The sequence below is a fragment of the Mesorhizobium escarrei genome (assembly GCF_935825525.1).
GTDB classification, from domain to species: Bacteria; Pseudomonadota; Alphaproteobacteria; order Rhizobiales; family Rhizobiaceae; genus Mesorhizobium; species Mesorhizobium escarrei.
This window is the reverse complement of record NZ_CAKXZT010000011.1, coordinates 1-2,532: the sequence shown is the minus strand read 5'-3', so window position 1 is coordinate 2,532 and position 2,532 is coordinate 1. Positions and strand designations below refer to the sequence as shown.

The following is a 2,532-nucleotide window of genomic DNA, read 5'->3' as shown; positions in this document are numbered from 1 at the left end:
TGGGCGTCCCTACCGCGATCCACTGCTTATTCCGCCGCCACGAGCCTTGTTTCCGCCGTCGATGAGACCCGGCCGGCGCGATCGTCCTCGGTATCTTCCCACCACTCGCCCAGGGCGTCGATGAGCGGCACAAGCTTGGAGCCCGCTGCCGTGAGGTCATAGTCGACGCGTAGCGGATAGCCGGCATGCGCCGTTCGCCGCACAATCCCGGCTTCTTCCAGCTTGCGCAGTTCCAGCGCCAGAATGCGATGCGACACGGTCGGGTTGTCACGCCTCAGGTCGCTGAAGCGCTTGGTCCCGTCCTTGAGATAGTAGAGCAGCAAGGTGGGCCAGCGACCGCTGAGCACACGCATGGCCTCTTCGATCGGGCAGCTTGAGACGACATCTTTCATGGCGGATCCCTGGTTACAGAATAGTGCGTAATTTACATGGGACGACCAGCCTTTAGGGTCAAGCTTCGCTGCGCAGCGTGATCCCTAAACATGGAAGAGACAAGAAATGGAACCTATCCTCCTTTACGGCGTCCCGGCGGGAAGTTCGATGGGGCTCGTCGCTGCTTTTGAGCGCCTCGGACAGCCCTACCGCCTGTGTCGCGTCGACATGCTCACCGAAATGAAGAACGACGCCTATACCCGCATCAACGGCCGTCAGGAAACGCCGGTGCTGATCACGGACGAAGGCAAAGTGCTCACCGAGACCATGGCGATTGCCGCGTGGCTCGAAGCCCGCGACCGGCAGCGTCGCATCAGCTTCGACCCGCGCTCGCCGGAAGCCGACCGGATGCATCAGCTGATGGCTTTCGTGAACACCGGTTTCACCGCCGCTTTCACCCCGCTCTGGGCTGCATATGAAATGGAATCGGCCGAACCGGAGCTGAAGGCGACCTTGCGCGACTTTGGCCGCAAGGCCGTTGCCGAACGCCACGACCGGCTTGAGGCGATGATATCAAACACGGACTTTCTGGTCGGCGACCGTCTGACGCTTGCCGACACCACGCTGATTGGCGTGGCACGTTGGGCGGAGTTCCACCAGGCGGTCGACGGGGCCGCCTATCCCAGGCTGGCGGCGCTGCGGCGCCGGATCGAAAGCGATCCGGACGTGCGGTATGCGCAGGCCATCGAGGATGGCGAAAAGCCCGCGGGTTCGGGTGCCTGCCTTGGCCACATTCCGCTGGCCGAGGTAATCGAGCGATTTGGTGCCTAGCACACGCCAGCCGCACGGCACACGTACGCCCGTGCCGCGCGGCGCTTGCTCAACCCACCCGATTCGCGACAAGCACATCGAATTCGGCTATCATGCATAGCTCTTGAAGTGGCAGCTACGGGCGGCCATCCTGGCGGTGGCCGTCCCCTGAATACGGGAGAATGGTTATGGCCAGCTTTCATGTCATGTCGGACGCGCGTGGAATGCACGTGCAGCCCAAGGTGCGCCGCATCACCACGGCGGACCTGATCGATGTGCTGCGGCTCGGCGTCGAGGACTTTTGGGCAAAGCCATCGCATTACGTCTTCATGTGCCTGATCTATCCGGTGGTCGGATTGATCCTGGCGCAGTGGACGACATCCGGCGCCTACGCCATCCAGCTCCTTTACCCGCTGATGTCCGGCTTCGCCCTGCTTGGACCGTTCGCCGCGATCGGCCTCTACGAGATCAGCCGCCGCCGCGAGCTCGGCATGGACACGTCCTGGTGGCACGCGCTCGAGGTGCGCCACTCGCCGGCGGTGCCGGCGATCGCGGTCATCGGCATTATGCTGGTGGCACTGTTCCTGCTCTGGCTGTTCACCGCGCAATCGATCTACACCAGCCTGTTCGGCGCTCAGCCTCCGGCCTCGATCGGCGGCTTTGTGCGCGAGGTGCTGACAACGCCCAAAGGCTGGACGCTGATCCTGCTCGGCAATGCGGCTGGCTTCGTCTTTGCCGCGATCGTGCTGGCGACGACCGTCGTCGCTTTCCCGCTGCTGCTCGACCGCGATGTCGGCGCGGTCTCGGCGATCGAGACCTCGGCACGGGCGGTGATGACAAACCCGCTGCAGATGGCGCTGTGGGGCCTGATGGTCGCCGTGCTGCTGGTCATCGGCTCGATCCCGCTGTTTGCCGGGCTCGCCGTCGTCATGCCCGTGCTTGGCCATGCGACGTGGCATCTCTATCGCAGGGTGGTCGAACCAGAGCGGGCGCAGCCGGACCGGCGGCCGATGTAGGCTGGAGCGGCATTTGGCGCTGCCTGTCGGTCGCCATCCGGACATCTCCTCACGCGGGGGGAGATCGCCGGCGAGGCTTCGCTCTACGATGGACCCCCACCCCTAACCCCACCCCACAAGGGGGAGGGAGACTTCCGTTGGCGCTGACCTCGGCAAATTGCCTGCCTTTCGGCGCCGAAGGGAAAGTAAAGGCGCGCGGCAGCGTTCCCTCCCCCTTGTGGGGAGGGTTAGGGTGGGGGTTCACCTTCGCAAGAATCCCTATGTGATTGCGCTGCGCGTGAAAGAGGGGATGGCGGTCGATGAAGCTACCAAGAGGGGGCGCTGTCCCATGGGC

General features: G+C 64.1%; 3 protein-coding genes. 2 read left to right on the top strand and 1 reads right to left on the bottom strand.

The window, feature by feature from the left end; translation table 11 throughout:
- Positions 1-26: 26 nt before the first annotated feature.
- A complete protein-coding gene (locus NMG80_RS01315; protein ID WP_254016461.1) occupies positions 27-392 on the bottom strand; it encodes a winged helix-turn-helix transcriptional regulator in 366 nt (121 codons plus the stop codon).
- A 106-nt stretch (positions 393-498) separates the two neighbouring features.
- On the opposite strand from NMG80_RS01315, the gene NMG80_RS01310 reads away from it, so the two are divergent.
- Together NMG80_RS01310 and NMG80_RS01305 are read left to right on the top strand one after the other, a co-directional pair.
- On the top strand, positions 499-1,203 hold the full coding sequence (locus NMG80_RS01310) for a glutathione S-transferase family protein (RefSeq protein ID WP_254016460.1): 705 nt from the start codon (positions 499-501) through the stop codon (positions 1,201-1,203).
- A gap of 167 nt (positions 1,204-1,370) precedes the next feature.
- Positions 1,371-2,198: a DUF2189 domain-containing protein gene (locus NMG80_RS01305; protein ID WP_254016459.1), complete on the top strand. Its 828-nt coding sequence runs from the start codon at positions 1,371-1,373 to the stop codon at positions 2,196-2,198.
- The last annotated feature ends 334 nt before the right edge of the window (positions 2,199-2,532 follow it).